Annotated in this window: 23 protein-coding genes; 21 read left to right on the top strand and 2 right to left on the bottom strand. The window is 62.7% G+C overall.

What is annotated here, in order from left to right:
- Positions 1-47 precede the first annotated feature (47 nt).
- Positions 48-920: an undecaprenyl-diphosphate phosphatase gene (locus tag HMPREF3176_RS04945; RefSeq protein WP_016664537.1), complete on the top strand. Its 873-nt coding sequence runs from the start codon at positions 48-50 to the stop codon at positions 918-920.
- A 33-nt stretch (positions 921-953) separates the two neighbouring features.
- Here the strand turns inward: HMPREF3176_RS04945 and HMPREF3176_RS04940 are convergent, their stop codons facing one another.
- A complete protein-coding gene (locus HMPREF3176_RS04940; protein WP_070458640.1) occupies positions 954-1,805 on the bottom strand; it encodes a PAC2 family protein in 852 nt (283 codons plus the stop codon).
- Between the two features lie 79 nt (positions 1,806-1,884).
- Between HMPREF3176_RS04940 and HMPREF3176_RS04935 the strand changes: the two genes are divergently transcribed.
- The 15 genes from HMPREF3176_RS04935 (at position 1,885) to HMPREF3176_RS04865 (ending at position 17,491) form a co-directional block, all read left to right on the top strand.
- Positions 1,885-2,976: a M50 family metallopeptidase gene (locus HMPREF3176_RS04935; protein ID WP_083286247.1), complete on the top strand. Its 1,092-nt coding sequence runs from the start codon at positions 1,885-1,887 to the stop codon at positions 2,974-2,976.
- A 30-nt stretch (positions 2,977-3,006) separates the two neighbouring features.
- A complete protein-coding gene (locus HMPREF3176_RS04930; RefSeq protein WP_070458637.1) occupies positions 3,007-4,044 on the top strand; it encodes a tRNA (adenine-N1)-methyltransferase in 1,038 nt (345 codons plus the stop codon).
- Entirely contained in the window at positions 4,041-5,597 is a 1,557-nt protein-coding gene (gene arc / locus HMPREF3176_RS04925) for a proteasome ATPase (RefSeq protein WP_070458634.1), read from the top strand. The genes HMPREF3176_RS04930 and arc overlap by 4 nt, the downstream gene beginning before the upstream one ends.
- Positions 5,594-7,270, top strand: coding sequence for a depupylase/deamidase Dop (gene dop / locus HMPREF3176_RS04920; RefSeq protein ID WP_083286246.1), 1,677 nt, complete (start codon positions 5,594-5,596; stop codon positions 7,268-7,270). Before arc ends, dop begins: the two co-directional genes overlap by 4 nt.
- Positions 7,271-7,333: 63 nt before the next feature.
- The gene (locus HMPREF3176_RS04915) at positions 7,334-7,522 is read left to right on the top strand and encodes a ubiquitin-like protein Pup (protein WP_016664543.1); all 189 of its coding nucleotides are present in this window, start codon (positions 7,334-7,336) and stop codon (positions 7,520-7,522) included.
- The gene (gene prcB / locus HMPREF3176_RS04910) at positions 7,519-8,277 is read left to right on the top strand and encodes a proteasome subunit beta (protein WP_070458631.1); all 759 of its coding nucleotides are present in this window, start codon (positions 7,519-7,521) and stop codon (positions 8,275-8,277) included. The genes HMPREF3176_RS04915 and prcB overlap by 4 nt, the downstream gene beginning before the upstream one ends.
- The gene (gene prcA / locus HMPREF3176_RS04905; protein ID WP_034373137.1) at positions 8,274-8,957 is read left to right on the top strand and encodes a proteasome subunit alpha; all 684 of its coding nucleotides are present in this window, start codon (positions 8,274-8,276) and stop codon (positions 8,955-8,957) included. Before prcB ends, prcA begins: the two co-directional genes overlap by 4 nt.
- Entirely contained in the window at positions 8,954-10,342 is a 1,389-nt protein-coding gene (pafA, locus tag HMPREF3176_RS04900) for a Pup--protein ligase (RefSeq protein WP_070458628.1), read from the top strand. The genes prcA and pafA overlap by 4 nt, the downstream gene beginning before the upstream one ends.
- Complete coding sequence (locus HMPREF3176_RS04895) at positions 10,339-11,331, top strand: FKBP-type peptidyl-prolyl cis-trans isomerase (protein WP_070458625.1); 993 nt, start codon at positions 10,339-10,341, stop codon at positions 11,329-11,331. Before pafA ends, HMPREF3176_RS04895 begins: the two co-directional genes overlap by 4 nt.
- A gap of 21 nt (positions 11,332-11,352) precedes the next feature.
- A complete protein-coding gene (locus tag HMPREF3176_RS04890; RefSeq protein ID WP_034373142.1) occupies positions 11,353-11,727 on the top strand; it encodes an FKBP-type peptidyl-prolyl cis-trans isomerase in 375 nt (124 codons plus the stop codon).
- Positions 11,728-11,855: 128 nt separating this feature from the next.
- Entirely contained in the window at positions 11,856-13,811 is a 1,956-nt protein-coding gene (locus HMPREF3176_RS04885) for a primosomal protein N' family DNA-binding protein (RefSeq protein ID WP_070458622.1), read from the top strand.
- Between the two features lie 24 nt (positions 13,812-13,835).
- Positions 13,836-14,783, top strand: coding sequence for a methionyl-tRNA formyltransferase (fmt, locus tag HMPREF3176_RS04880; protein ID WP_070458851.1), 948 nt, complete (start codon positions 13,836-13,838; stop codon positions 14,781-14,783).
- Entirely contained in the window at positions 14,780-16,327 is a 1,548-nt protein-coding gene (locus HMPREF3176_RS04875) for an RsmB/NOP family class I SAM-dependent RNA methyltransferase (protein WP_070458619.1), read from the top strand. Before fmt ends, HMPREF3176_RS04875 begins: the two co-directional genes overlap by 4 nt.
- Before the next feature lie 27 nt (positions 16,328-16,354).
- Positions 16,355-17,032, top strand: coding sequence for a ribulose-phosphate 3-epimerase (gene rpe / locus HMPREF3176_RS04870; RefSeq protein WP_070458617.1), 678 nt, complete (start codon positions 16,355-16,357; stop codon positions 17,030-17,032).
- A gap of 9 nt (positions 17,033-17,041) precedes the next feature.
- The gene (locus HMPREF3176_RS04865) at positions 17,042-17,491 is read left to right on the top strand and encodes a PH domain-containing protein (RefSeq protein WP_070458614.1); all 450 of its coding nucleotides are present in this window, start codon (positions 17,042-17,044) and stop codon (positions 17,489-17,491) included.
- On the opposite strand, the gene HMPREF3176_RS04860 is transcribed toward HMPREF3176_RS04865, so the two are convergent.
- The gene (locus HMPREF3176_RS04860) at positions 17,481-18,587 is read right to left on the bottom strand and encodes a DUF3866 family protein (protein WP_070458611.1); all 1,107 of its coding nucleotides are present in this window, start codon (positions 18,585-18,587) and stop codon (positions 17,481-17,483) included. The genes HMPREF3176_RS04865 and HMPREF3176_RS04860 overlap by 11 nt on opposite strands.
- Positions 18,588-18,626: 39 nt before the next feature.
- On the opposite strand from HMPREF3176_RS04860, the gene HMPREF3176_RS04855 reads away from it, so the two are divergent.
- From HMPREF3176_RS04855 to HMPREF3176_RS04835, 5 genes are all read left to right on the top strand, one after another.
- The gene (locus HMPREF3176_RS04855) at positions 18,627-20,588 is read left to right on the top strand and encodes a WYL domain-containing transcriptional regulator (RefSeq protein ID WP_070458608.1); all 1,962 of its coding nucleotides are present in this window, start codon (positions 18,627-18,629) and stop codon (positions 20,586-20,588) included.
- A gap of 109 nt (positions 20,589-20,697) precedes the next feature.
- Complete coding sequence (gene tatA, locus HMPREF3176_RS04850; RefSeq protein ID WP_070458604.1) at positions 20,698-21,093, top strand: twin-arginine translocase TatA/TatE family subunit; 396 nt, start codon at positions 20,698-20,700, stop codon at positions 21,091-21,093.
- A 73-nt stretch (positions 21,094-21,166) separates the two neighbouring features.
- Positions 21,167-22,054 (top strand): twin-arginine translocase subunit TatC, encoded by an 888-nt coding sequence (gene tatC, locus HMPREF3176_RS04845; RefSeq protein ID WP_070458601.1) that lies wholly within the window; start codon positions 21,167-21,169, stop codon positions 22,052-22,054.
- Positions 22,051-22,986: a diacylglycerol/lipid kinase family protein gene (locus tag HMPREF3176_RS04840; protein WP_070458598.1), complete on the top strand. Its 936-nt coding sequence runs from the start codon at positions 22,051-22,053 to the stop codon at positions 22,984-22,986. Before tatC ends, HMPREF3176_RS04840 begins: the two co-directional genes overlap by 4 nt.
- Positions 22,983-25,820 carry a DEAD/DEAH box helicase gene (locus HMPREF3176_RS04835; RefSeq protein WP_070458595.1) on the top strand — a complete coding sequence of 946 codons (2,838 nt, stop codon included), beginning with the start codon at positions 22,983-22,985 and terminating at the stop codon, positions 25,818-25,820. The genes HMPREF3176_RS04840 and HMPREF3176_RS04835 overlap by 4 nt, the downstream gene beginning before the upstream one ends.
- Positions 25,821-25,874 lie beyond the last annotated feature (54 nt).

Below are 25,874 nucleotides of genomic sequence, written 5' to 3'. Positions count from 1 at the left end.
CCGCGCATGGATCTGATGCCCACGCAACCTGATAAGGAGTCGTTGAGTTGAGTTTCCTCGATGCGGTGATCCTGGGCATTGTCCAGGCGCTCACCGAATTTCTTCCCGTGTCATCGAGCGCTCACGTGCGCGTCGTTGGTGAACTTCTGAACCCAGGGCAGGATCCCGGGGCGGCATTTACGGCAATCATGCAGCTTGGAACTGAGCTCGCCGTCCTCATCTACTTTTTCAAGGACATCGTCCACATCATCGCGCAGTGGGCGAAGTCGCTCGTAGGTAAGGTTCCGCATTCGGATCCGGATGCCCGCATGGGGTGGTTTGTCATCCTCGGATCGATTCCAATCGGAGTTCTCGGGCTCTTGTTCGAGAAGCAGATCGACCACGCGCTTCGTAATCTGTACATCACGGCAGCGATGCTGATCCTCTTCGCGGTGTTTCTCGCGTATGCAGATGCACGCGGTGCGCAGGAGAAGAATCTGGAGGACTTGAGCCTCAAAGACGCGATCCTCTACGGCCTCGCGCAGGCTCTCGCCCTCATCCCTGGCGTGAGCCGCTCCGGTGGCACGATCACGATGGGCCTCATCCTGGGTTACAGCCGCAAAGCCGCGGCGCGTTACGCATTCCTGCTCGCGATTCCGGCGGTGTTCGCGTCTGGCCTGTACAAGGCGTACAAGGAGGTGCCGGCCCTCTTGAGCCCCGAGGGGCGTGCCGCCGCTATGGCAGCGGGGGAGCCAAGCCTTTCGGCGATCATCGTCGCCACGCTCGTGGCGTTCGTGCTCGGCTATGCGGTGATCGTGTGGTTCATGCGCCTCATCGAGAATCACTCGTACTCGGTGTTTGTGTGGTACCGCCTCATCGCAGGCACGGTTCTTCTTCTCCTGCTCGTGTTCGGGGTGGTGTCCCCGCTCGGGGGCGCGTAAAGCTTCCAGAACCGACGTAAGACGGCGGCGCGCCTAGTGCGTGTCGCCGTCTTCGCGTCTGCGAAGGAATTGCTCGAACTCGGAAGCGATTACATCGCCCGATGCCTCCGGCAGTTCCGTCGCATCCCTCATCTGTTCGAGTTGCTCAACGTACTGCTTGATGTCCTCTTCTTCGTTGGCCATGGCGTCCATACCTCGCTCCCACGCGCGTGCATCCTCCGGAAGCTCGCCGAGGGGAATGTGCAGGTCAAGTTCGCGATCGAGTGCGGTAAGGAGTGCGAGGGTGGCCTTGGGGGCGGGGTTTTGGCCGACGTAGTTCGGGACCTGGACCCACAGGGAAAGGGTTCCGACGCCAGCAGTGTGGGCGGCGTCGTTCAAAATGGCGGGGATACCGATGGGGCCCTCGTAATCGTCGGCGTCGGCAACCCTCGGGGTTTGCGAGCCCCACGTTGTCGATGTTGGCAGCGGCCGCGTGTGCGGGGTGTCGGCGAGCAGGGCCCCCAGTGTCACGAGAAGCGTGCACTGAGCGGATGTCACGTGCGTGAGGATGTCTTCGCAGTAGCCCGTCCAGTTGAAGGAGGGCTCGGGGCCGGTGATGATGAGGATCCGCGTGCCGCGGTGGGGCTTGAGGGGAATGATGTGCGTGTGCGGCCAGGTCACGCGACGTTGGCCTTCGCTATCCCTGGCCAGGAGTGGGCGGTTGATCTGGAGGTCGACGTAGTGATTAGCGTCGATGGTGTGAGATGGGCGTTGCTCATCGACACCGATCGTGTTCATCAGGTGGGTGAGGGCTTCACTACTGCCGGTACCTGCATCGTTCCAGCCGCCGAAGGCTGCGATGGCTATTGTGCGGTTGACCTCGTCGTGAGCGGGGTTTTCGGGCACGCATTCCTCCTTCAGCTACGCCGTTAGGCGTGTCGTGCAAGTATAGTTCTCGACGCTGCAAGGTCGAAACGAGGCGGATATGGGAGCTGAGCTGGAACGGACGATGCCAAAGGTCTCCGTCGGGGCCGGAAGTATTCTTTTTGCGGTGTTGCTTGCGGTGATGATTCAGCCGCAGTTCGCCCAGTACTTGCCGGGGGCCTTTGCTATTGGCGCGGCAGCAATCGCAGCAGTGCTCTTTTTGCTCTCGGTTGCTTTGCACGAGCTCGCACACGCGTGTGTCGCGCGCGCCTTCGGGGCGCGGGTGCGTGAGATCGCCCTGACCTTGTTTGGCGGGCATACGACGTATGAGGGACCGCGTCTGAGCCCTTCGCGCTCGATGCTCATCTCACTTTCGGGACCGGCCACGAATGCCATCCTTGCCCTCATCCTGAGCGCCGTCGCTCGGGCCCTGACGCCCGTGCTCCTGAACGCCGATTCGGGAGCACTCGCGATGTGCGCGCTTGCGTGCCATTTTGCCTCGACCCTCAACTGGGCGCTCGCAATCTTCAATGTCCTCCCGGGGCTGCCCATGGATGGCGGGCGGGCACTTGAGGCGATCCTCCGTGCACGTGGAACCAACGCTGCCCGGGCAACGATCATCACGGGGTGGGTAGGCCGTGTGATCGCCGTCGGCGTCGTGGTCGTCCCACTCGCGCTCTCCGCCGTGCGCGGAGACCTACCGTCCCCGCTATGGACGGTGTGGAGCATTCTGATCGCGCTATCGCTGTTTCAGGGAGCCTCGCAGGCTATCGCTCACGCGCGCTTTCTCGAGAGCGCCGATATGCTGCACATCGCGCACGTGTCGCAAGAGGTTCGGACGCTTTCGAACGCGGCAACGGTTGAGCGGGAACGGTCCTACCTCGAACGCGGTGGGCTCTACGTCGATCCCGACGGCGTCGTCCTCGCCCCGGCTGCCGCGATCGCTGAGGCGCCTGCGGACTATCCGGTTCACGCGGTGCTCTCACCCGTGGTGAGGGCAACGGTGCTCGATGGGCGTCCCGAGGGTAGCGACCTTCTCGCTGCCATGCAGGCTGATGAGGCGCCCGCCTATCTCGTGCGCAACGACGCAGGTCAGTTTGTGAGCGTGATTTTTGCGCAGGATGTAGCCCGCGCGCTGAACGCTCGCGGGTGAGGTGCGCAAAAGCCACGTAGACTCACTGTCATGACTTCGCCGCACGAAACCGACCCCACCGTCACCGCACGCCTCGACCGTACGGGGCCCTTCGTTGTGGGGGACAAGGTCCAGCTCGCCGACCACAAGAATCGCCTCAACACGATCACGCTTAAAGAGGGCGGGGTGCATCATTCCCACCGCGGGTTCCTTCGCCATGACGACCTGATCGGCAAGAGCGATGGCACGGTTGTCGAGAACAGCGCTGGCGTCGCCTTTCAGGCGCTGCGCCCGCTCTACAACGACTACATGATGGCGATGCCTCGCGGCGCGGCGATTATCTACCCGAAGGATTCCGCGCAGATCCTCATGTACGGGGATATTTTCCCGGGGGCACGCGTTCTTGAGGCAGGGGTGGGCTCGGGTGGGCTCACGATTGCGCTTTTGCGGGCGCTTGGGCCCGACGGCTCTTTGCGCTCCATCGAACGCCGCGAGGATTTCGCCGAGGTCGCGAAGGCTAATGTCGAAAGTTTCTTCGGCTCCGTGCCCTCGTGGTGGGACTTGAGCATCGGCGATTTCCAAGACGGCGCGCATGATCTCGCGCAGCAGGGCGAGCGCGTCGACCGTGTCGTGCTCGATATGCTCGCGCCGTGGGAGTGCGTGGACAGTGCGGCAGAGGTGCTTGAGGACGGCGGCGTGTTTCTCGCGTACGTCGCTACGGTGACGCAGCTGTCTCGTACGGTCGAGGCGCTGAGGGATCACGGCGAGTTCACCGAGCCCTATGCGTGGGAAACGATGATGCGCCCGTGGCATCTCGATGGCCTTGCGGTGCGCCCTGAGCACCGCATGAACGCCCACACGGGGTTCTTGTTGACGTCCCGTCGCACGGCTCGCGGCTGCACGGCGCTGCTTCGCAAGCAACGCCCGGCCCCCGGTTCGCGGGATGAGGCGGAGCTCAACGACCCCGCAAACGAGGGCTTCGGTGGCTCGAGTCATGAATGGACGAGCGAGGACTTCCACGAACGCAACGTTGCGCCGCGCAAGACGAAGCGGGCACTTCGAGACATTAGGCAGGGGAGGACGCGGTGAAGACCTATCAGGAGCTGAACGAGGAACTGTCTAAGCTTGCTCGCAGTAACGAGCAGCTCGTGAAGTCGCTGTCGAAAGCGCGCGAACAGATCGTGCAGTTGCGAAGTGATCTCGAGTCACTCGCGGATCCGCCGTCGTCTTTCGGAACGTTCGTTGCGAAAGTCGAGGATAACCAGATCGATATCCTCCACAGTGGTCGAAAGCTGCGCGTACTCGTTGCCCCCGACATTGACGTCGAAGCGCTTACACAAGGCCAAGAGGTGCGCCTCAATGAGAACCTCATAGCCGTTGAAGCATTGATGCACGAGACGACGGGTTTTGTCGCGACCGCCGTAGAGCAGCTTGAGGATTCTCGTGTGCTCGTTCAGGTTCACGCCGATGAACAGCGCGTCATGAACGTCGTTCCGGAACTTCTGGATAGTCGTATCAATAGGGGCGATCACCTCATGGTTGCCCCGAAATCCGCCCTCGTTCTCGAGGTTCTTGAACGCAAGGAAGTTGCGGACCTCATCCTCGAGCACATTCCGGATGTGTCCTACAGCGATATCGGTGGCCTTGGTGACCAGATTGACGCAATCCGCGACGCCATCGAGATGCCGTTTCTGCATCAGGAGCTCTTTCATGAGTATGGTCTTCGCCCGCCAAAAGGCGTGCTCCTGTATGGCCCGCCCGGGTGCGGAAAGACCATGATTGCCAAGGCTGTTGCGCACGAACTCGCCCTCAAAGCGGCACGTCAACGCGGCCAGGATCCGAGTGAGGTTGTGAATCGCTCGTGGTTCCTGAATGTCAAGGGACCGGAAATTCTCAACAAGTATGTGGGCGAGACGGAACGCTCTATTCGGCTCGTGTTCGAGCGCGCCCGAGAGAAGGCAAGCTCGGGCAATCCGGTCGTCGTGTTCTTCGACGAGATGGACTCGCTTTTCCGCACGCGCGGGTCGGGGGTGAGCTCGGATGTCGAGTCAACGGTTGTGCCACAGCTTCTTGCCGAGATCGACGGAGTTGAAAGTCTCGAGAACGTCATCGTCATCGGGGCCTCAAACCGCGAGGACATGATCGATCCGGCGATCGTTCGGCCCGGGCGACTCGACGTCAAGATCCGCATCGAACGCCCTGGCCCCAAGGCGGGCGCGGAAATCCTGCGGCTCTACCTCACGCATGACGTCCCGCTTGCCGAAGAACTCGACGTTCTCGTGGATTTCGCTATCGAGCGTATTTACGCGCGCGACGACGATATGGCCTATGTCGACCTCGAGTATGCGGATGGGACAGCCGAGGTGCTGTATTTTGCGGAGTTCATGTCCGGCGCGATGCTTCGCAACATTGTGGACCGCGCGAAGAAGCTCGCGATTAAGGCGGAGCTTTCCGACGGTGAGCGGGGGATTTCTCGCGCTCACCTTCTCGAAGCGATCCACACAGAGTTCAAGGAGAATGAGGACCTTCCCTCGACTGCAAATCCCGATGATTGGGCCCGAGTTTCGGGTCGTCGCGGCCAGCGTATTACCCGCATGACGCCGCGCCGCGCGGCGAGCAGCGAGGAGGTTGCGGCACCGTGAGCTCGGTCATTCCGTCCCTGACGACTCGGCGCCCAATGGGCATTGAAACGGAATTCGGCATCGTTCACACGTCTGATTCCGAGCGTGAACGTTCCGGGGCGAACGCGTCAATTCGCCTCTCGCACTATGCCGTCGCGGCTTATGCCCTGCTCGAGGACTCACCGAAGCGCCGTGTTCGCTGGGACTACGGCGACGAAACCCCTTTGCGTGACGCGCGTGGGTTTGAAGTTCAGCGCGCTGCCGCACACCCTACTCAGCTCACCCATGAAGCGCACGATGCGCACGTTCCAAGCGTCGACGCGGATTTCGAGATCACGGTCGGTGACGAAATTCCGCTCGACCTCGACGATGCCGCGACCCTGCATTTTGCGGAACGCCGTGCGATCGGAAACGCGGTACTGACCAACGGTGCTCGACTCTACGTCGATCACGCCCATCCCGAATACTCTTCGCCAGAGGTCATGACCGCCCGCGAAGCGGTCGTGTGGGATAAGGCGGGGGAGCGTATCGCTCGGCTCGCCATGGCTCGCATCGAGGAGGCCGACGGTATCCCGGCCCTCGCGCTGTTCAAGAACAACACCGATGGCAAGGGCCAAAGCTACGGGACGCACGAGAACTATCTCGTGGACCGGGGTGTCCCTTTTGAGCGCCTTTGCGAAATTCTCATCCCCTTTTTCGCGACGCGCCAGATTCTCGTGGGGGCGGGACGCGTCGGGATCGGCACCCGCGGTGAGATCGACGGCTTTCAGATCAGCTCACGCGCCGACTTTTTCGAAAACGAGGTGGGGCTCGAGACGACACTCAATCGGCCAATCGTCAACTCTCGCGACGAGTCCCATGCGGATTCCTCGCGATTTCGCCGGCTGCACGTCATTATTGGCGATGCGAACCTCTTCGAGACCTCAACGTTCCTCAAGCTCGCGATGACTTCCCTCGTTTTGAGCCTTGCGGAACGGGAACACGCGACAGGAAAGTCGCTCCTTCCGGACATTCAGCTCGTCGATCCTGTCAGCGCCGTCCACGAGATTTCGCATGATCTGGGCTTCGCGAAAACCTATGCCACCACGGATGGTAGGCAAGCGTCGGCCCTGGATATTCAACGCGCCTACCTGAGCGCCGTGAAGAATTCGCTCGAGGGAGACGAGGCCGATGCAGAGACCCTCGAGGCGATCGCGCTGTGGACCGAGCTTCTGGAGGTGCTCGAGCGTAATCCACTGGACGCCGCGGATCGCATCGAATGGGTGGGCAAGTACGCCCTCGTTAAAGCGTTTCGGGAGCGGCACGGACTGGAGTGGTCCGACCCTCGGCTCGCGGCGCTCGATCTCCAGTTCACGGATGTCCGCGAGGATAAATCCATCTACGAGAAGCTTGCGAAGGCGGGGCGCGTGCGCCGGCTCGTGCGCGATGACGAGATCTCGCACGCGGTGACACACGCTCCCGAATCGACCAGAGCGTACATACGAGGCGGCCTTGTCACGCACCACCGCGACGATCTTGACTCGGCAGGGTGGGACGTCGTTACGGTGCGACACGAGGGTGCGGCCATGCGCGTGCGTCTCGCTGATCCAACGGTCGCGTCGAAACAGTGGTGCGAGGCCCACGGGGTCGATCCAAGCGGGGCGATTGAGACTCTCCTTGAAAGTTTTCGGAAGGCCGCTGATGAGATGCGGTGATGGCGCGCCCCGCCGCGGGGCGCATGTAGCGTGGACACGAATGAAGAGAAAGGACGTCGCAGCATGACACAGTCGCAGATTCACGGTTCCGGTGGCGGCGATGAGAATGACGAGCCGCTTATCGACCAGAACTCCGGCCAGATTCAAGCGTCGATCGCCTCAAGCGACGATCTCCTCGACGAGATCGACCTTGTGCTCGAATCCAACGCGGAGAGTTTCGTGAAGTCCTTCGTGCAAAAGGGCGGTCAGTGACCAACCTTGGCGACCCCCTCACCTCGCTTTCGGCGCATTTGAAGGCGGAGGGCCTTCTGGCCCCCGAGCTTTCAGGCGTAAGCAACGCTCATGTGACTGTTGCCGAGGCGACGACGATCATTGCCGTCCACCATACGGGTGGGAAGGCCGTCACGCTCGCCGCTGATCGACGTGCGAGCGCCGGCCACCGGATCGTCAAGGACGACATGATGAAATTGTTCCTTGCCGATTCTCACTCGGCCATCGGTATCGCGGGCACCGCCGGACTCGGCATTGAGTTCGCGCGCTTGTTCGCCCTCGAACTCGAGCACGTCGAGAAAATCGAAGGGCACGCGCTTAGTCACGAAGGCAAGGTTCGAAGGCTGAGTATTCTCGTGCGCGCGCACCTCCAGCTTGCTCTGCAGGGCCTCGCCGCCGTCCCGCTGCTCGCTGGCTTCGATGAGCGCCTGGGCTTGGTGCGTGTGCACACCTTCGATGCAACCGGAGGATCCTACGAGGAGGAGGAGACGGCGGCCATCGGCTCGGGCAGCGACATCGCGCGGGCGGTTCTCGATGCACGGCGAAACATTCTCGACTGCGACCGCGAAGAAGCCCATTGCCTTACCCTTCAGGCACTCGCCTCCGCCTCCCGTCGAGACTCGGCAACATCGGGCCTTCGCGGCGAGTCACTTCCCGTTCTTGTCGACGTCGATGCTGAAGGCGCGCGCTTCGTGGATGCGGATCGGATCCTTGAGCTCGCTAAGGAGCTTTCATGAGCATGCCGTTTTACGTCGATCCCGAACAGCTGACGAAGGATCGGGCCGACTTCTCTCGTCGCGGAGTGTCGCGTGGTCTGCCGGTTATCGCCGCGAGCAGCGCCGATGGCATTGTCATCATCGCCCTCAATTCATCGACGTCTCTCATGAAAATTGGCGAGGTACACGACCACATCGCCTTTGCCGGCGCAGGAAAGTTCCACGAGTACGAGGCGCTCAGGCTCGCGGCCGTGCGGTGGGCCGATACTCGCGCCTACCAGTATTCCCGCCGTGATGTTTCGGCTTCCTCCCTCGCCAACGCTCTCGCCCACGCCATTGGCGAGGCGTTCGTCTCCGCACCAAAACCGCTGGAGATTGCGCTCTTGCTGCCGGAAGTCGGGCAGGCGCCAGAGTTGGATCGTATTTTCTCTTTGAGTTTCGATGGATCTTTGAGCGATCACGGCACATTCGCCGCGATCGGCGGTGTTCCCGATGGGCTCGCACAACGCGCCTTCGACAGCGCTCTTTATGAGCGCGAAGCCGAGGCCGTGATCGATTTTTGCGTACGCGAGCTTGCGCGAACCCACGCCGATGACAGAATTCATGCCGAGATTGCCCTGCTTCGACGTGGAGTTGAGTTGCGTTCGTTTGAGAGGCACACTCCTGTCAGTATGGCGAGGGCGGAAAGGTCGCATCTATGAAACGGCGCGTGGGCGGATTAGAGACAGAATTTGGGCTTCTCGCTGTAACCGCCGATGGGCGGCAAGCCCTCGAACCTGAAGCCGCAGCAAGGGAACTGTTCCGGCCGGTTGTCGCGTGGGGGCGTTCCTCGAACGTGTTTCTTACGAACGCGGGCAGGCTCTATCTCGACGTCGGCTCCCATCCCGAGTATGCGACCGCGGAATGCGACGATCCGTGGGACATTGTCGCCCAGGAGCGCGCGGGCGAGCGGGAGCTTCACGCCCTCGTCCACGAGGCCAACGCGCGATTGAAATCCGACGGCCGCGACGCACGCATTCATTTGTTTAAAAACAATGCTGATTCTCAGGGCAATTCCTTTGGAAGCCACGAGAATTACCTCGTGGAGCGCAAAGGCGAATTCACACGCCTGCCAGCATTGCTGCTGCCATTCCTCATTACGCGGCAAATCGTCACGGGGGCCGGGGGAGTTCTCGACGGCGAGGGCGGGCCGGTTTTCGGCTTCTCGCTGCGGGCCGACCACATGTGGGAGACGGTTTCGTCCGCGACAACCCGTGCACGCCCGATCATCAACACGCGCGATGAACCCCACGGCGATCCGTCGCGCTATAGGAGACTGCACGTCATTTCTGGAGACTCGACCATGAGTGAAGTCTCCACCTGGCTGAGGTTCGCGATGACGTTCGCCGTGTTGCGATTTATTGAAGACGGGCACGCTTTTGCAGACTTCGAGCTCGCGGACCCGATCAGCGATATTCGCCGGATTGCGCGAGACCTCACGGCGAGCGAACCACTCCAGCTGAAGAACGGCGGCGTAAGCACGGCGCTTTCGATTCAGCGCGCTTATTTCTCCGCTCTCGAGCGCACATACGATGACCTCGACCCTCGAATGATGGACACGTGGGACCGAGGGTTGCGAGCGCTCGAAACGGGCAATTTCTCGCTCGTCAATCGCGAACTCGACTGGGCGATTAAGCACGAGCTGTTTACGACGGTGGCGGATCGTCGTGGGCTCGCGCTCAACGCGCCCGAGATTCAGCGCCTCGAACTGGCCTATCACGATATTGATCCCGGTCGAGGCGTGTTCTATGCACTCGAGCGCCGCGGACTTGCGACGAGCGTCCTGAGCGACGAGCGAATTGAGGCCGCCCGTCGAGTGGGTCCGGCTACAACTCGCGCGCACTTGCGTTCAAGAGTCTTGACACTCGCACGGGAAAAGGGGATCGACGTTGCGGTGGATTGGACAACCGTGCGACCGAACACACCCGGCGCTCTTCCCATCACACTGCTCGATCCGTTTGAGGTCGAAAACCCAGAAATCGACCGCTTGCTCGATAGTCTTGAAGAATATTCATCGGCACCCGCCGAGCTGAAAGGACTCCAGTGATTAACCGTCGCTCGCTGCTCGCTGCAGCTGCTTCCACTTCCGCCCTTGTAACCCTCGGGGCGTGCGCGAAAAAATCGTCACCTACGGCGAAGGGCGCTGCTCAAGCATCGGACTCGGGCGCATCCACGGCCTCGGCCTCGGATGGCGGCGGTAGTGCGGCCGACGAGGCCAACCTTCTTGACCGCGTGAAGGTCACCAGTGCGTTCGGTGAGGATCCGACTGTCGATTTCGACGCCCCGCTGGAGTTTTCAAACTTTCACTCAACCGTGGTGAGCAAGGGCGACGGCCCTGCAATCGCCGAGGGCGATTTCATCGTGACCCGTTCCGCCTATTTTGATCCGGAAAGCGCGGAAGTGCTTGCTTCGCAGTGGAAGGAGGGGACGTTCTCTCCTTTCAAGGTGGATAAGCAATCCGTGGGCCAAACGGCGACCGAATTCTTTACGGGGTTGACCTCCCATTCGCGCTTTCTCATGGCCGGCGTGGCCGGGACCCAAAAACAAAAGGTGCTCCAGGTCGGGGACGTCGTCGGCGTTGCATTGAAGCGAGCTGAGGGCGACGCACAGAAGCTTCCCGCGGAGGTTCCCGGTTTCGCCCTCGGTGAGGACGGCGCTCCAAATCTCACCGCCAAACCGAACGGTACCGCTCCCACCACGCAGGTTGTCGCCCCCGCGATCAAAGGTCACGGACCGGCCGCGAAGAAGGGCGACACGCTCATCATGCACTACCGCGGTTGGGACTGGGCAACCGGAGAAGAGTTCGACTCGTCGTGGGGGCGTGGCACCCCGTTCTCGTTCAAGCTAGGCGACGGCCAGGTCATTAAGGGCTGGGATGAGGGGCTCGAGGGTGCAGCGCAAGGTAGCCAGATTGCTCTGATTCTTCCGCCGGCGTCGGCCTACGGGGAAGCCGGCGAAGGCAATCAGAATCCTCTCGCCGGCAAGACCCTGCTCTTTGTCGCCGATGTTCTGTACGTGGCCTCGCCCGAGGCCTAAGCACTAAATCTCAGGAGAATCATGTCGAAACCAGTTGTGAGCGTTGAAGGGTGCGAAGCGCCCGAGGAACTCGTCATCATCGATGAGAAGATCGGTGACGGTGACGAAGCCAAGGCCGGCGACGTTGTCGACGTCCACTACGTGGGGGTAGGCCTCAGCGATGGCAAACAGTTCGATGCGTCGTGGGATCGAGGTGAGCCGCTGCGCTTTACGCTCGGCGTAGGCCAGGTCATTCCCGGCTGGGACCGCGGAGTGCAGGGAATGCGCGTGGGCGGGCGCCGACGTCTCGAAATCCCCTCGTCGCTTGCGTACGGTCCCCGCGGTATCCCGGGCGTTATTAAAGGCGGGGAAACCTTGATCTTCGTCTGCGATCTCGTTGGGGTGACCGGGCGCTGACCCAAGAGCCACCGGCGCTCTTTGACTCCGCGACACCCAAGAGCGAAGACAGCAGTCGCAATGGACGACCGTTCGAAACCACCGCGGGCTTCTCGCTCGCGACGGATCGGCCGGTCGTCTCTGTTCACGTGCTCGGTACTCTCGCGCACCTCGATCGCCTCTTCGAATACGCGGTCCCCGCGGCTCTCGATGCTGTTGAGCCCGGGATGAGGGTGCGTGTGCGATTCTCCGGCCGCGAGCACGAGGCGCTCGTACGGGCACGCTACGAAAGACCCGACACTGTCCGGCCGCTCGCACCGCTCGTGTCCGTCGTAAGCGAGGACGTTCTCCTTTCGGAGCACATGTTTCGGGTGTGCGAGGACGTTGCGCAGCGGTACGCGGGATCGCTCAGCGACGTGCTGCGACTCGCCGTTCCCGCGCGCAGCGCAGGCGCGGAAAAGGCACACCGGGCGCGCATGGAACGCCATGCACGCGAAAAATCTGGCGCACCTGATAAGAAAACTGCTTCGACCGGTGACCCTAACCCTCAGTGTGAGAAGTACCGTTCCAAATTCGCGGGGCTCGGAGCTTTCCTCGAGCACTCATGCAGTGGAGACCGCACTCCGCGGGCGTCGATCGTTCTCGATCCGGTGGATTCGTGGATTGAACTCGTGCTCGAATGCCTGTCGGGACTTGAGGATGATGCGGGAGCGATCATCCTCGCGAGTGATCAGCGCGACGTCGATCGACTGGCAAAGGCTCTCACGGCGCATGCGATCGACCACGTCCAATTCGGTAGCGCACAGGGCCCCCATGCGCGGTACACGGCGTTTCTGTCCACACTCCAGGGGCGCTCACGCCTCGTCATCGGGACGCGCAGCGCTGTTTTTGCTCCCGTGGCAAACCTCCGCATGATCCTTGTATGGGATCCGGATGACGACCTCTACGAAGAACCACGAGCGCCCTACCCCCACGCGCGCACTGTCGCCCTCACGCGAAGCTTCCACGAAAGCTGTTCCCTGCTCTTCGTTTCGCGGGCACCGTCGGAATTCGCCCGCTACCTCACCCTTGCCGGCACTCTCGCGGCTCTCGAACCCGTGCCCGCCGCCCATGCCCATACTCACCCACGTATCGAGCTCATGGACGCGTACTTGCGTGAGAGAGAGGGGGCAAGCGGGTTTTCGCGTTTGCCGTCGCACGCCCACGCGGTTATACGCCGAGGGCTTGCGGAAGGGCCCGTGCTGGTCCACGTGCCGCGAGCGGGATACGCCCCGGCACTCGCGTGTCGATTTTGTGGGACCAAGGCGACGTGCGTGCATTGCCACGCGACGCTCGCTGCGCCCGGAAGAGGGGAACTATCGTGCAGCGTGTGTTCTCGTCGGTACGGCCACTATCGGTGCCAGGAATGCGGGGGAGCGGATCTGCGCCCCATAGTCCTCGGCCAAGAACGCACCGCTGCCGATTTGAAGCGCTCCTTCCCGAACGCAACGCTCCACGTATCGGGCGGGGCCTCCGGAATTGTGGAGGATTCTGACGTTCGCGACGGCGACCTCGTGATTGCAACGCCGGGCGCAGAGCCGCAGCCCGAGGGCGGATACGCGGCGGCGGTGATCATCGACGCGGCCGCCTCCCTCGGCAGAGCCGCCTACAACGCCGACTGCGAAACAATCCGCCGTTACTCCCATGTGATCGGCCAGACCCGCACGTTCGACAAGGGCGGGCAGGTGCTGATCGTTGGACCCGATCAGCACCCCGCACTTCGTTCGCTCGTTCTCGTGCGCTCGAACGCATTTATTGACCGAGTGCTTGAAGAACGCGCCGAACTCGGGCTTCCCCCTGCGTTTAAGGTCCTTGAGGTGCGAGGAGACCGAACGGCGTGCACCGATTTCCTCGAACGGCTCGATGCGCCGCGAGGCGTCGATATCTTTGGCCCCACGGAGGTCGAGTCTTCCACCATTGACGCCGAAGCGCGCGTCGTGCTCCGGTGCCCCGTCAGGCACGCGCCTGCATTGGTGGAGGCAGCGCGAGCGGTCATGCTCGTGCGTAGCGCGAAGAAGCATCCGGGCTCCCTTCGCCTTCAGGTTGACCCCCCGCATGTCTTCTAGGCGTGGCCGCTAGACTTGGGCATCATGCGAATTCTTTTTGCCGGAACGCCCGACGTTGCCGCTACCTGCCTCTCCGCCCTCGCCGATTCCTCCCACGAAGTCGTCGGCGTACTCACGCAGCCCGATGCCCGCGGCAAGCGGGGGAAGAGCCTCGTGCCCTCTCCCGTTGCGGTCCTCGCGCAAGAGCTGGGAATCCCATCGTTCAAACCCGCTGACGCGCGAAGTGCCGAAACACGCGAGTGGATCCGCGAGAGCGGTGCCGAGGTAGCGGCCGTCGTCGCTTACGGTCAGATTCTCGAGCGCCCCGTGCTCGAGTCCCTTCCCGGCGGATTTTTTAACCTTCACTTTTCGCTGCTTCCCGCGCTTCGCGGCGCGGCACCGGTACAGCGCGCGATTGAGCAGGGCCTTCAGGAAACCGGCCTTAGCGTGTTCAAACTTGACGAAGGCCTCGACACGGGCGCGTTGGCGCGCCAGGAGCCGCACTCGATTGCCCCGCTTGCGACTGCGGGAGAGCTCCTCGAAGACATGGCCGAGCATGGCGCCCGGGTTCTTGTCGAGGTCATAGATGAACTCGGCCGCGGTACTTTGACTCTCACCGCGCAAGAAGAGGAGGGAGCGAGCTACGCGCGCAAACTTCGAGCCGACGAAGCACGGATTAACCCGGCGCGCCCCGCGCGGGAGGTTGCCGCTCACATTCGCGCGTTTGCCCCCAATCCTGGCGCATTCACGAGCGTGAGAGGTTCGAGGCTCAAGGTTCTCGGCGTAGGAAACACAGAGGCGCCCGAGGGCATGAGCCTCGCCCCCGGCGAATTCGGTGTCACGAAGAAGCACGTGTTCCTCGGCACCGCCACCGAGCCTCTCGAGCTGACGCTCGTGGGGCCGGCGGGCAAGAAGCACATGGCCGCTGCTGATTGGGCGCGCGGCGTACGACTGGAAACGGGCGAGCGCATGGAAGAGGAGAGCGCGGCATGAGCGAGGAGCGACAGAAGCGTCGCGGGGGACATACCCAGCGTCACCGGAACGACGCGGGTCACGAGCGGAGCGGTTCGCGCGGCAGGGGCGGCCCTCGACGCGGTTACTCGCGCAAGCGCCCTAGCGAACGCCGCCGCGAAACGACCCCCTCAAGGTTGGCCGCATACGAGGCAACGCGACGTGTGAGCGAGGAGGATGCCTACGCGAACATCGTGTTCCCCACCGTTCTTCGTCGCCATCGCGTGGAGGGACGCGATGCCGCTTTTGCCACGGAGCTCTTCTACGGGTCGCTCAGGGCACAGGGGCGGCTCGACGCAGTTCTTGCGGAATGCGTGGACCGCCCGCTTTCGAAAATTGAGCCTGCTGTTCTTGACGTTCTTCGCCTCGGCGCGTACCAGATGCTTGACATGGGGGTCGCGGCGCACGCTGCTGCTTCCGAAACGGTGGGCCTCGCACGCGAGGTGACCGGGGCAGGGTCTGCCAGCCTGGTCAATGCCGTGCTCCGCCGCGTGGGCGAAAAAACACTCGAGGAATGGCTTGCCATTGTCGTTCCGGCCCGCGAGGACGACGAGGACCGTTTCCTTGCGATCACCTATTCTCATCCGGAATGGATCGTGCGCGCGCTGCGGGAGGCCCTCAAAGCTCACGGGCGGGATCCACGCGAGATAGACGCCCTGCTGGCCGCCCACAATGACGCGCCTTCGGTCAGCCTCGTCATGCGACCCGGTCTGACCGACGAAAATGAGCTTGCGCAAGCCGGTGCACAGCCCGGCCGCTGGTCGTTGTTTTCGATGGCATGGCCAGGCGGCGATCCGGGGACGATTCCCGCGGTTAACGAGGGACGTGCCGCTGTTCAGGACGAGGGCTCGCAGCTTGTTGCACTCGCGCTTGCCCTCGGCGCGGATAGCCTCGTCGTGGAGCCCGACCATCACTGGCTTGATCTCTGCTCTGGGCCCGGGGGCAAAACTGCGCTTCTCGCCGGTGCGAGCATCACCCACGACGCCGAGGTTTTGGCGGTCGAGCTACAGGAACACCGCACGCGTCTCGTTGAGCGTTCGGTCCACACGCTCGTAGAAGCGGGTGCGGAGGTCGAGACGCTCACCGCCGACGGCCGCTCGATCGGCGAACGTTTCCCCGAACAGTTTTCGCGCGTCCTCGCCGATGTCCCGTGTTCGGGCCTCGGAGCGCTACGGCGCAGGCCAGAATCGCGGTGGCGTAAGCAGCCCGGTGACCTCGGTTCTCTTGGGCGTTTGCAACGCGAGCTTTTCGACAGCGCGGTCGCGGCCACCCAGGTAGGTGGCGTGATTGCCTACGTCACGTGCTCGCCGCACGCTAATGAGACGCTCCTCGTGGCAAAGGCGGCGCAGCGCCGGCACGGGGATCTCGAAGTTCTCGACGCTCGTGAAGCGCTGCGTGCCGGGCTTCGTAGCGATGCGGGTGACATCGACCTCGGCGACGGCCCCTTTGTGCAGTTGTGGCCGCACGTGCACGGCACAGACGCCATGTTCCTCGCGCTGTTTCGCAAAACCGATCCAGAATCCTAACCTTCCACCCCGATAGGAGAGCCTCCCGTGTACTCGACGTCGTCAACGAGCATCCACCCGTCCATTCTCAACAGCGACTTCATGCACATCGGTTCCGAACTCGACAAGATTTCCAATGCCGAGGCCGCCCACATCGACGTCATGGACAACCATTTCGTGCCCAACATGACGTTCGGCGTCAGCATGGTTGAGCAGATCGCGAAGCGCTCACCGATCCCGCTCGATGCCCACCTCATGATCGATTCGCCCGACCGCGATGCCGTGGCATACGCCGAGGCTGGAGCGCAGTCGGTGACGTTCCACCTTGAGGCCTCGAGCGCTCCCGTGCGACTCGCGAGGGAGCTTCGAGCGAAGGGCGTTAAGGCCGGCGTTGCGCTGCGCCCAGCGACACCGGTCGAGCCTCTCGTGGACATCCTTGGGGAGTTCGACATGCTCCTCGTGATGACGGTCGAGCCCGGCTTCGGTGGGCAATCGTTTATCGACTCGATGCTCCCCAAGGTTCGACGAGCGCGTCGCGCTATCAGTGAGCAGAACCTCGACGTGTCGATTCAGGTTGACGGCGGCATCTCACGCGCGACGATCGAGGGAGCCGCTGAGGCCGGGGCGAACGTGTTCGTCGCGGGAAGCGCGGTCTATAAATCAGCCGATGCGGCGGCTGAGATCGACGCCTTGCGTGAACTCGCGCGCACGCATCGTCACGACTAACCGCCCCCCATGACTGCCACTTCGCACATCCCAGAACTACCGCTCACGTATCGCCCCCGTGCAGTACGCAGGTGGGGGTACATCGTCGCCGCAGTGTTCGCCCTTGCGTGCCTCGTGATGGCCGTGTCGCTTCCGCTTCTCACCCACAAGCTCCTCGATTCGCTCGGTTTCGTGCTGCTCGCGCTGGCAGTGGGCTGGTTTTGCCACCGGCACGCTAGCGTCCACGTGCGAGCCGACGCCGCCTGCGTGACGGTGCGCAATGCTTTTTCGACGCGCCGCTTCGAATGGGCCGAACTGATCGGGGTGAGCTTCCCCGAAGGAGATCCGTGGGCACACCTGGATGTGGCCGATGGCGACACGTGTGCCGTAATGGCCTTTCAACGGGCCGATGGCGAAAGAGGCGTCGACATGGCGCGCGAGTTCAACGCGCTCATCGACACACACTCGCTTAGGCCGTAGGCGCCTCGGCGGCAAGTCGTCCTGCAAGGGCGCTGTAAAGGAAACTCGCCCGATCCTCCTCGAGCCCGCGGCCCATGGTCGACACGCGTACCGGCAGCGCCCGTATCGCCTTTTCGAGGCCCTCACCTGACGTTGCGGTGACTCGATGGGCAGGCACCCCGTGGGCAGACCGCACCGAGTTAATGTGTGCGTAGATTTCGGCTATCTCGAGATCGATATCGCTGCGCTCGGATGGGGATAGGCTCGGTAGCTCGACTCCCGCAAAAAGCATGCGCTCGAGCACGGTCCTCGAGTGGTGGGAGAGGCCCACGTGGCGCGAGCGCGGGTCCGCCTCGGATACGCGTGGCGCACAAATGGCTCGCGCCCCCATCGCAGCTGCGGCGTGGAGGGCATCCGCGACGGCGATTGAACCAAAGCCCCAGCGTGTACCGGTCCCGAGGTTTCCGGGTCCCTGCGCTACGATGACGGCGTCGGCCTCGAAGTGTGCGCGTGCCGCGGCAAGAGCCGAGGGCACGGACACTGCTTCGGCGTCGCCCCCGAATGATTGCCCGGCGCTGATGGTGGCTGAAAGAATTCCCTCCTCGCGAAGGCGGGCATTAGCACGCGAGTATGCCACGGGTAGCGCAGCCCAATCCGTGTGGACATACACGAGCCGCGCCCCGGGCCGCACCGCGTGAAAGCCCGCGGCGATGGGGCCGACGGCTGAATGCAAACCGGCGACGATGACGCTCATCCCGTCGAGGCTCTCCACGGCGTCAATCGCCTCGTGGGCCGGGGAAGCAGGGTCGTCGATGGCATCGACCATCATCTGCTGCGGGGTATAGCGGGCCTTCATCATGTGGCCCGCGGGAAGCTCTCCGCGCTCGCACGCATCAAGATTGGCGATGATGAAAGCGTCGCCTCCCGTTCCGAGGCTCTTTCGAAGGGCATTGGTGTTGAGCAGGAGGCGATCGCCCACCGCCGGCGCCGCGACCATGTCGAGATAGGCGAGGGCGCTCACGCGGGTACCGTCGGAATCGAGCGCGGCCCACACGCGGCAGACACCCGGCCATGCATCTCGGTGCTCGAGCACCGTTCCCGTTTCCTGCGCGATCATGGTCCCAAGCTTACCGAGGCGGCGCGCTAGGGTTGAGATGTGCCACCTACGCAGAATGTCGAGCGACTCCTGAGCCTCGCGCTGACCCTCACGTCGAGCACACGCGGCCTCACGCGGGAGGAAGTGACGGAGCTTGTGCCGGGGTACGAGCGCATGAATCCCACGAGTGTCCGCCGTCAATTCACCCGCGATCTCGCTCGACTAGCCAAGCTCGGAATCGATGTCGACTCCACCCCCGACCTCGTCAATCCCTCCACGCTCAGGTATACGGCCTCCGTGCGCGATGCTGCGTCGTCGACCGGCACGTTTGACGCACACGAGCGCCTCATGCTCGGCGCTGCGGCAGCGATGTGGAGCACTCAGTCCGCGGGAAGCCTCGGAGCCCGCATTCGCGCAAAGCTCGCCTCGCTGGGAGTTCCGCCAGTCTCGGGCATTGCGCGCGGAGCGCTCGGCTCCTCGCCCGCAAGCACCCCGCTCCTCGAGGCCCTTGAGTCCGGCAAAACCGTCACCTTCGCCTATCGTTCCTCGGCGGCGGCGGCCGCCCATAAACGACGCGTGGAGCCGTGGGCTTTCGACGTGGCTCGCGGGCGCGAATATCTCTACGGCTACGATCTCGACCGGGACGCTCCTCGACTCTTTCGCGTCAGCCGCATCGAATCGATCCCTGTTGAAGGGCCGTCCGCGAAGCACGCGCGTGAACCGCATCCGCCGATCCGATCGCTCCTTTCGAACGATCGGACGCGCGCCGGCCAGTCGAACGAGAGCGCCGAACAATTGCGCGTGCGCATCGCGCCCTACAAAGCGCTCGACTTGCGCTCTCAACTCGGCATGGACGCTGGGAGTCCGCTTGCCGAGGTCCCACTGAGCAAGGCCGACGGAATCCTCAGCGCAGCATGGGCCGAGCCTCTATGGGTGGCACTGGAAGGAGACCACCCTCTCGCTACGACATGGGCGCTAACAAGAGCAAGAATTGCCGCCCTCCATACCGGGGCCGCCTCACTGACGTGGGAGCACGCATCCACGTTCGACACCGTCAAACAAAAACGCGCACGCGACGTAGGCACGGGCGATGGCGAACTGACACGCCTGAGTGCAGAGATCGCCTACCTCCATTCGTTCGGAGACGTTGCCGTAGCCGACATGGCCCGCGATTTTGGGCTCACGGTAGACGAGCTCAATGCCGACCTCGACATCATCTACAACGCGGGGGACTACTCGCGGGGGTACGACGAACTCGTCGAAGTCACGCGCGCTGACGGATACGTCTCCATCGCTGGAGCCGACCCGCTCGCGCGTCCCATGACCTTCACCGCTAGTGAAATCAGCGCACTCCTCATCGGCCTCGAGGCCGTCGCCGACTCGCGCGGCGGACTTTCGGTATCCGCGATCGAAGCCCTTAGGGCCAAGCTTGCCGCGATGGTGCCCGAGGGAGCCGCTCAAGGCGGGCAACCCTCGGAGGCCCCTCGTGACCACGAGAATCCCACCCTCACGCGCATCCTCGATGCGCACGCCACGAAACACCCCGTGCGCATCATGTATTCGCCTGCCGCTCGGCACGGCATCAGCGTTCGCGACATCGAGCCACGCGAGGTCACATCAAAGTACGGCGCTCTGTATGTACGCGCGTATTGCCGGCTCGCGGGGGCCGAAAGGGAGTTTCGCTCCGACCGCATCGTTGACTCGTGGGAATGCACCGATCCCGCCGCTCCCGCAACCGGTGATTTCACGACACCGCTTGATGTCGCGCTCGAAAACTGGCCGACTGTCACTCTCGCCATCGGCCCCAAAGCGAGATGGATTCTCGATGCCTTCAACGCGAGCGAGCTTCGCGCCGAGCCCAACTCCACGAGAGTGATCGCACGCATCACGCCTTCGTCGAGCCATGCACTCCTTGCCGCGATCTTCGAAACCCACGGCGAAGCAGAAGTTCTTGACCCGGATCACATTCGATCCGCAATCAGGGGCGTGGCTGAGACTAAGGTCGCGCGTCTAGGGGAGTAGGCTGGAGCGGCCGAGACGATCCGGACCGACCGGTGGTGTCTATGCGAAAATTTTTTATAGTGTCGATCTCCTCGACACACACATCACACGCTTTGGATGGTGATTACACATGGGTACAGGTTTCTTTCGGAGCCCTTGGCCGATCTTGATTCTCCTCGTTCTTGTCGTGCTGCTTTTTGGCGCGAACAAGCTTCCGGGCCTTGCACGCAACATGGGTGAATCCATGCGCATCTTCAAGAACGAAGTTTCCGAAATGCGCAAAGAGGATGACGACGACCACGCCGAGGCGTCCATCAATGTCAAGCGCGATCGCGAAGGTGCGCGTCGCGACGACCGTTCCTACGACGCCCGCGATGATCGCGACCGCGACTACCGACGTGACGACCGTGACTACCGTCGGGACGACCGCGACGACTTCCGACGCGAAGAACCCGTGCGCGAGGCTCGCGATCGCGAGGACTTCCTCGGCGACGGCCGCTCTGACGACCTCTACCGCCGGGACTGAGACGAAACGCATCTAGCGTGCCCGGTCCTCCACTGGCGAGGGCCGGGCAGAAACTGAGGGTAGGACGACACACGTGGCAAAGAAGAAGAAACGCCCCCGCGATCCAGAAGGGCGCATGAGTCTTGGCGAGCATCTCGCCGAACTTCGTGACCGCATCTTCATCGTCGCGGTATTCGTGGTCCTCTTCTCGATTGCCGGTTGGTTCCTTTACTACCCGCTATATGAGGCACTCGCCGTACCTTTCCGTGAGCTCAAGGGGCTCGGATACAACGTTGCGATCAATATCGGTGGTGTCGCCGGCACGTTCGAAACGCACTTGAGGCTCGCCGCCTACATCGGAGTGGCGCTGAGCATCCCGGTGATCGTGTACGAGGCGTGGGCATTCATCTCACTTGGGCTCAAAAAGAACGAGAAACGGTGGGCTCTTGCTTTCCTGTTCTCTTCGGGGCCGCTCTTTCTCGCCGGCGCCATTTTCGGGTACTTCGCGATCACAAGAGCGATCCCGATCCTCATGACTTTCGGTCCTAACAAGGAAGTTCTTCAGCTCGTCGAGTTTCGCGACTACATCGAGCTTGTCGTCAAGACCTGCATGGTTTTCGGCGTCGCCTTCATCTACCCGGTATTCCTCGTCGCGCTCAATATCGTGGGGATCCTTCCGTGGCGCACAATCCTCAAGGCCTGGCGCTGGGCTATCCTCCTCAGCTTCATTTTCACCGCCGCGATGGTGCCGACGCCTGAGCCAATCACGCTTCTTCTCGTGACCTCTCCCTTCCTCATTCTCTTCTTTGGTGCCGTGCTCGTCGCCTACATCCTTGAGACGCGGCGCGAGAAGCGCCTCAAGAAGCAGGCAGCCTTCACGGAATCCGGCGAATACGTGCCGTCCCAAATTGCGCTTCCCAAGTCGCTCGATGACGCCTACGCCGACTCCCACAAGGACACCGGCGGTTCCTCAGAATCATGAGCCGCCTCCGAGTAGGTGTTATTGCGAACCCCTACGCAGCCAAGCGCCGCTCAGGGAATATCGGCCACGACGTCTGCGCACTGCTCGGCGCCGCGGGTTTGTCGGTGATCGACCTTTCTGCCCCCGATGCCCTCACGGCGAAGCGGCGTGCCGAAGCCGTCATCGACACCCTTGACGCTCTCGTGGTCGTCGGGGGTGACGGCACCGTGGCTCTCGGGGCCTCTCTCGTGTGCGGCACGAATATTCGCCTCGGCATCGTGCCGGCAGGCTCTGGGAATGACTTTGCACGCGCGATCGGGCTTCCCCTTGATGATGCCGACGCCGCCGTGCGCGTGATCGTCTCCGCGCTCGCACGGGGCGAGCAACGTATTGACGCGATCGAGGTGCACTTTGAAGGCGGGCCGGAGGGTAGCAGCGTCATCGCCCTCGGCAATCTCAACATGGGCTTCGACGCGATTGTTAATGCGCGCGCGAATCGTTCCCGCTACGGCTATTCGGGTGCCGTCGCTCGAGAGCTCCTTTCGTACAGGCCGCGCCGATACTGGGTCGAACTCGACGGCGGCGAACGCCAGCACATCGACGCTTCACTCGTGACGCTCAGCAATGCTGGCTACTTCGGTGGCGGGATGAAGTACTGTCCCGTCTCAAAGGTCGACGACGGAGTGCTCGAGTTCGTCACTGTTTCGGGCCTTAGCAGGGCTGGACTCGTACGCTTTTTCCCTCGCGTGTTCTCGGGAACGCACGTATCCCTGCCTCACTACACGGTCACTGCTTGCGCTTCGCTCACGATCGGCTCGGACGATCCTATTGAGGTGTGCAGCGATGGGGAAACACGCGCATTTCTCCCGCTTCGCGCTCGAGTTTTGCCCGGGGCGGTGAGCATCCTCGCCCCGCAGCTTCACGACGACCAGTTTCAGGAGGCAGCAGCATGAATGACGCTCCAGGTACCGGCCTTCGCGGGCACTTTACCGCGCGATTTGCGTTTGATCTCGATCCGTTCCAGTTGAGCGCCATGGACGCGCTCGACCGAGGAAGCTCGGTTCTCGTAGCTGCTCCCACGGGCGCGGGCAAAACCATCGTCGGCGAGTATGCCGTTCACCGGGCCATGGCACACGGCGTCAAGGTCTTCTACACGACTCCGATCAAGGCCCTGAGCAATCAGAAGTACCAAGAACTCGTGGAGTGGCTTGGGCACGAATCGGTCGGGCTTGTGACGGGCGACGTGAACGTCAATTCGGAAGCCCAGGTCGTCGTGATGACGACCGAGATCCTTCGCAACATGATGTACGCCGATTCTCCGACTCTTCATTCGCTCGGCTATGTCGTGATGGATGAGGTCCACTATCTCGCGGATCGAATGCGAGGGCCCGTGTGGGAAGAGATCATTATTCACTTGCCGCGAAGCGTGCAGCTCGTTGCCCTGAGCGCGACCGTTTCGAACGTTGAAGAATTTGGGGCGTGGATAGAGGAAGTGCGCGGGAGTACGGAAGTGATCGTTTCCGAGCGCCGCCCGATCCCGCTGTGGCAGCACGTGCTCAACGACCACGAGCTCATCGACGTGTTTCTCGACGAAGACGGGCGGGCAACCCCCTCGCACGGGCCGTTTGCCCATCGACGCTATCGCGAGGTCAATCCCATGCTCGCCGAAATCGGCAAGGGGACATGGGGCGACGTGCCAGACGGTAACCGCTACGGCGGCAAACGTCACGGGCGGGGGCGGAAGAGTGGCAGGTCGGGCCGCCGGGGCTATCGGGATCGGCGCAACGATCAGCGTGGTCCGCATCGTTCGCATCGCCACGAGCAGAGGATGCGGCCACGGGCGATGAGCCGAGCCGACGTCATCTATCTCCTCGAGGAGCGCGGCATGCTCCCCGCGATCTTCTTTATTTTTTCCCGGAGCGGCTGCGATCAGGCAGTGGCACAACTCATGCGAGCGAACGTGCGGCTCACGGATGACGCGGAGCGCTCGCAGATCAAAGAAGCCTTTCGCGCCGCGCTCGGGGATTTGCGTGCTGACGATTACGACGCGCTCGGGATTGGCAGGATTGAGCGGGCGGCGATGAACGGACTCGCGGCCCACCACGCGGGTCAGCTTCCCGCTGTCAAGGCCGTGATCGAGGATCTTTTTGCTCGTGGACTCATCAAGGTCGTGTGCGCAACGGAGACCCTCGCCCTCGGCATCAACATGCCGGCGCGCACCGTCGTCCTGGACAAGCTGACGAAGTTTAACGGGACTGAGCACGCGAAGATTACGCCGGGGGAGTACACGCAGCTCACGGGGCGGGCGGGACGCCGCGGCATTGACGTCGAAGGGCACGCTGTCGTCGTTGTTGGCTCCTCGATCGCGGCACAGGACGTCGCCGGCCTCGCCTCGACTCGAACGTACAAACTGCACTCTGCCTTTAGGCCCACGTACAACATGGCCGTGAACCTCCTTGGTCGATTCAGTCTTGACGAAGCGTACGAGACCCTTGAAAGCAGCTTCGCGCAGTTTCATACGGACCGAAGCGTCGTGGCGCAGGCGCGCAAGGCGCGCGAGAAGCACGAGGTGGCCGAGCAATACCGCGAGGCGATGCACTGCTCGAAGGGCGATATCGCGCAGTACGCGGACATCCTCGAAAAGATCTCGGCTCGCGAAAAAGAGCTGAGCCGAACGCGTGCCGATAAACAGCGCGAGCGTACTCGCTCAATCGTCGGGAAGCTCCGTCGGGGTGAGGTCATTGCCATCCCAGGGGGACGCCGCTCAGGTTTCGCGGTTGTCATTGACCATGACAAGACGGTTCGCGGGCCACGCGTGTGGGTCATCACGCGTGAGGGCCAGCTTCGAGATCTCTACACCGAAGATTTCACCGCGAGTCCCATGGTGCTCACGACCATGCGGGTGCCCTCGCTCGACCGGGTACGTAGTGCGAGGGTGCGAAAGGACACGGCATCCGCTCTGCGGGAAAAGCTCCGAGGTGAGGACTCTCCTCGCGCGGCGGTGAGGGCCCGCTCGAGTGAGAAAAGCGCGAACCCGAATCATGACTCTCTCCTCGTGCAGCTCCGCGAGGCCCTGCGAGAGCATCCGTGCCACCACTGCGACGATCGCGAACAGCACATGCGGTGGATCTCGAGGTACCGGAAAGCCGCTCGCGAGGCGGCGCGGGCGGAGCGAACAATTGCGCAGCGCACGTCGCAGCTCGTGCGGCAGTTCGATCGGGTGCGCGCGGTTCTTGAGGCACTCGGGTACGTGGGAGAATCCGACACCAGCCGGCACGTCACCGTCACCGCAAAAGGCGAGTTGCTCAAGCGCATCTATTCGGAGCGTGACCTCATCGTGTGCGAGGCCCTCGACCAGGGAGTGCTCGACGGGCTCTCGACGGCAGCACTTGCGGCTGTCGCGAGCGCGCTCAGTTACGAGCCGCGCCGCGAAGAGGGGGGAAGCGAAGACCACGACGACCGTTCCGTCTCCCGCGCCCTGTACGCGCTGTCCGTTCTGGCCGACGACATTAATGTGCAGGAAAGGCGGGCGGGACTCGATCAAACTCCCGCCCCCCATCCCGGTCTGTGCTCGGCGGTGTACCGCTGGGCAAAGGGGGAGGGGTTCGCGCAGTCGATCGGAAACGCGGCCGTCGCCCCTGGCGATTTCGTTCGTCACGTGCGTCAGGTCATCGATCTTCTCGATCATCTTGCTCATGTCCCCGGGCAGTCCCACGCGGGCGTTGCGGCGACAGCGCGGAAGGCTCGCCTTCAGCTTTTGCGCGGGATCGTGGCCCAGGATATGTAAAAGTGCTGTTTGGAGAAACAGTGTGGGTCGAGTGATCGGTGAAGGCGAGGAATG

Source organism: Dermabacter sp. HMSC08H10, assembly GCF_001807585.1.
Classification (GTDB): Bacteria; Actinomycetota; Actinomycetes; order Actinomycetales; family Dermabacteraceae; genus Dermabacter; species Dermabacter hominis.
This window is presented reverse-complemented; position numbering and strand designations above follow the sequence as displayed.

Excerpts from the sequence above, each read along its gene's own strand:
- HMPREF3176_RS04860 (WP_070458611.1), bottom strand. The coding sequence starts at position 18,587 with ATGATCGCGCAGGAAACGGGAACGGTGCTCGAGCACCGAGATGCATGG.
- prcA (WP_034373137.1), top strand. The coding sequence starts at position 8,274 with ATGAGCATGCCGTTTTACGTCGATCCCGAACAGCTGACGAAGGATCGG.
- fmt (WP_070458851.1), top strand. The coding sequence starts at position 13,836 with ATGCGAATTCTTTTTGCCGGAACGCCCGACGTTGCCGCTACCTGCCTC.
- HMPREF3176_RS04875 (WP_070458619.1), top strand. The coding sequence starts at position 14,780 with ATGAGCGAGGAGCGACAGAAGCGTCGCGGGGGACATACCCAGCGTCAC.
- HMPREF3176_RS04915 (WP_016664543.1), top strand. The coding sequence starts at position 7,334 with ATGACACAGTCGCAGATTCACGGTTCCGGTGGCGGCGATGAGAATGAC.
- tatA (WP_070458604.1), top strand. The coding sequence starts at position 20,698 with ATGGGTACAGGTTTCTTTCGGAGCCCTTGGCCGATCTTGATTCTCCTC.
- HMPREF3176_RS04890 (WP_034373142.1), top strand. The coding sequence starts at position 11,353 with ATGTCGAAACCAGTTGTGAGCGTTGAAGGGTGCGAAGCGCCCGAGGAA.
- HMPREF3176_RS04840 (WP_070458598.1), top strand. The coding sequence starts at position 22,051 with ATGAGCCGCCTCCGAGTAGGTGTTATTGCGAACCCCTACGCAGCCAAG.
- HMPREF3176_RS04835 (WP_070458595.1), top strand. The coding sequence starts at position 22,983 with ATGAATGACGCTCCAGGTACCGGCCTTCGCGGGCACTTTACCGCGCGA.
- pafA (WP_070458628.1), top strand. The coding sequence starts at position 8,954 with ATGAAACGGCGCGTGGGCGGATTAGAGACAGAATTTGGGCTTCTCGCT.
- HMPREF3176_RS04935 (WP_083286247.1), top strand. The coding sequence starts at position 1,885 with ATGGGAGCTGAGCTGGAACGGACGATGCCAAAGGTCTCCGTCGGGGCC.
- HMPREF3176_RS04930 (WP_070458637.1), top strand. The coding sequence starts at position 3,007 with ATGACTTCGCCGCACGAAACCGACCCCACCGTCACCGCACGCCTCGAC.
- HMPREF3176_RS04865 (WP_070458614.1), top strand. The coding sequence starts at position 17,042 with ATGACTGCCACTTCGCACATCCCAGAACTACCGCTCACGTATCGCCCC.